Origin of the sequence: Microbacterium sp. H6 (assembly GCF_003314775.1) — a bacterium.
Taxonomy (GTDB): Bacteria; Actinomycetota; Actinomycetes; order Actinomycetales; family Microbacteriaceae; genus Microbacterium; species Microbacterium oxydans.
Genome location: NZ_QOAY01000083.1, coordinates 1 through 2,584 on the forward strand (window position 1 = coordinate 1; position 2,584 = coordinate 2,584).

Sequence of the window (2,584 nt, forward strand, 5' to 3'; positions counted from 1 at the left end):
GAATCGCTGTGACGACGACGGGGCCTTCCACCTCGCGAAGAGCGCTCGACGCGAACCCGTTTCGGTGCGTTCACCGCATCTCGGAGCTGTGGGCGGCGAGGAGCGCATCGTCGACCAGCTTCGCTGCCGCGCTGATGGCGGGCTGACCGTCTTCGATGTCCCACAGGGTGTTCTGCAGCAGGCGGGCACGGGTCCAGGCGGCAGCGCGGTGGCGGTCGAGGTCGAGCATCTCGGTGAGGATGTCGAAGCGTCGCCGTACGAGCCGGGGTGCATCGGTGGGGGCGGGATCGTCGCTCCACCCGCTGTCGAGCGCGGGCCAGAGGTCGAATCCGGGATCGCCGACGAGCGGCTCCGGGTCGATCGCCAGCCAGGGTTCGCGGTCGGCTGCGAGCACGTTGCCGTAGTGCAGGTCCCAGTGCAGGAGACGGTCGCCGGTGTCATCGGCCACCGCCGACACCGTGTCGACCCATCGGTCCAGCCGGGACCGATCATCGTCATCGAGCACGCGCGCTGCCGCGGCAGCATCGGCGATCATCTCGGCGGTGATCGTCGCGAGCCGGGGGAGCCCGTCCGGGGCGGCCACAGCGTGCAGGCGTGCGAGGAGGCCACCGACCACGCGGACGGCAGCATCGTCGTCTTCGACGGTCTCCAGAGCGCGGTCTCCCTGGAGGCGTTCGAGCAGCATCCCTCCGCGGTCGGCATCACTGTCCAGCAGGCGGACGATGCCGGCTCCCTGCCAACGGGTGAGGCCGATGATCGCAGCCGTGGTCTCGGCGCGGGGGACCTGCAGCTTCAACGCCGCGGGTGTTCCATCGGCACGGCGCACCGGAATGAAGACCCCGGCCTCTCCCGATCGGACCGTGCCTTCAGGGCGGAGCTCCCACCGCTGCTGCAGGTCCAGCGCGACGGCTGACACCTGGGCCGCCCATTCGCGCGTCGTATCGTCCCGGGACCGGAAGCCTCGGACGACTTCGACCGGGATGACGGACGACTGCTCGGGACGCATACGGACCAGTTGATCACAGGGCGTCGGTGGAAAGGTCTCGCCGCGGGCAAAGCAAAACCCCCGCCATGTAGAAGCTAGGCGAGGGTTTCTGGAGTGATTGTAACGATCACTCGTGTGGCTCCGACCGGCATCGATCCGGTGACCTTTCGATTTTCAGTCGAACGCTCTACCAACTGAGCTACAGAGCCGCGCGACCGGCGAACCTGTCGCGTCCTAGACGAAGAGCCCTCTCCGAAGAAAGAGCTCGTCGCACGGAGCGACCCTGACGGGACTTGAACCCGCGACCTCCGCCGTGACAGGGCGGCACGCTAACCAACTGCGCTACAGGGCCATACTTGTTTAATTATATCGGAAGGTGTGACCCCAACGGGATTCGAACCCGTGCTACCGCCGTGAAAGGGCGGCGTCCTAGGCCGCTAAACGATGGGGCCGAGTCAGTCCCGGGGGACTTCCTTGCCGACGCTCAAGCATAAGGGATGTTTCAGGCAAATCGCGAATCGAGGGCGCGGCGCCGCAACCCGGGCGTGTTTCCGGGGCACGATCGAGGGGTCGGTGGAAGACGGAGGAGCGGCCGTGCCCCTGGTGCGGATGTGAAAGTTGTTGTTACTGTGGCAACTGTGAAACCGGCGGAAGGGGCCGTGTGAACGACAAGATCACGCTGGATGCTGCGGTCGCAGCAGCGTCCGAGGACTGCGGCTGCGCGCCCACTCCCACAGAACGCCGCGCCTTCGGTGCGACAGGCATCAGTCGTCGAGGAGCCCTCGGCATCGGCGCGCTCGGCGTCGTGGCGCTCAGCGCCTTCGGCATCACCAACGGTGTGAGTGCCGCGTATGCCGCCACGTACCCGAGCTGGGATGACGTGCAGCGGGCGAAGAACAACGAGGCGGCCAAGGCTGCCGAGGTCTCGCGTATCGAAGGGCTGATCCAGTCCCTCACGCAGAAGGTCGCCGAGACGCAGGCCGCGGCGAAGGTCGCATCCCAGGAGTTCTACGACGCGCAGCAGGCGTACTTCGCCGCAGCGACCGAAGCCGACACCCTGCAGGCGAAGGCCGACGAGCAGGCTGCGGTCGCCGACAGCTCCGCCCGCAAGGCGGGACAGGTGGCTGCGCAGCTCTACCGCAACGGCGGCGACGACACCTCCATGGAGCTGTTCTTCGCCGGGTCGGCGAACAACGCCGATGAGCTGCTCGCGCGCCTCGGCACGATGGACAAGCTGCTCGAGTACAACCAGTCGGTCTACGACAAGGCTGTCGCCGCTCGCAACTCGGCGCAGTCGCTCAGCGACCAGGCCGTCGTCGCCCGCAACGAGCGCGACCGGCTGCAGAAGGTCGCCGAAGAGAAGATGGTCGTCGCGCAGCAGGCGGCGGAAGCCGCTCAAGCCGCCCTGGACGAGCAGTCCGCGAACCTCGCCACCATGCAGGCTCAGCTCGCGGCCCTCAAGGACGTGACCACTCAGACGGTGGCCGGCTACCAGGCCGGTGTCGAAGCCGAGGCGAAGGCCCGTCGCGAACGCGAAGCCGCCGAGCGCGCTGCCGCAGCGGCGGCAGCCGCGGCCGGTGGCGGTGGTGGCGGCGGAGG

General features: G+C 67.9%; 2 protein-coding genes and 3 tRNA genes. 1 reads left to right on the forward strand and 4 read right to left on the reverse strand.

Features of this window, described 5'->3' with window-relative positions:
- Positions 1 to 70 precede the first annotated feature (70 nt).
- From DSP71_RS05855 to DSP71_RS05870, 4 genes are all read right to left on the reverse strand, one after another.
- Positions 71 to 1,006: an aminoglycoside phosphotransferase family protein gene (locus DSP71_RS05855; RefSeq protein WP_113680616.1), complete on the reverse strand. Its 936-nt coding sequence runs from the start codon at positions 1,004 to 1,006 to the stop codon at positions 71 to 73.
- Positions 1,007 to 1,121: 115 nt separating this feature from the next.
- Positions 1,122 to 1,194: transfer RNA gene (locus DSP71_RS05860), tRNA-Phe, on the reverse strand.
- 69 nt (positions 1,195 to 1,263) lie between these two features.
- Positions 1,264 to 1,337: transfer RNA gene (locus DSP71_RS05865), tRNA-Asp, on the reverse strand.
- A 27-nt stretch (positions 1,338 to 1,364) separates the two neighbouring features.
- Positions 1,365 to 1,437: transfer RNA gene (locus DSP71_RS05870), tRNA-Glu, on the reverse strand.
- Positions 1,438 to 1,646: 209 nt separating this feature from the next.
- Here DSP71_RS05870 and DSP71_RS05875 point away from each other — a divergent pair.
- A partial coding sequence (locus DSP71_RS05875; protein ID WP_113680617.1) for a M23 family peptidase occupies positions 1,647 to 2,584 on the forward strand: 938 nt, incomplete at its 3' end.

Bases quoted from the DNA above. Each gene is read 5' to 3' on its own strand.
- DSP71_RS05855 (WP_113680616.1), bottom strand. From the start codon at position 1,006: ATGCGTCCCGAGCAGTCGTCCGTCATCCCGGTCGAAGTCGTCCGAGGC.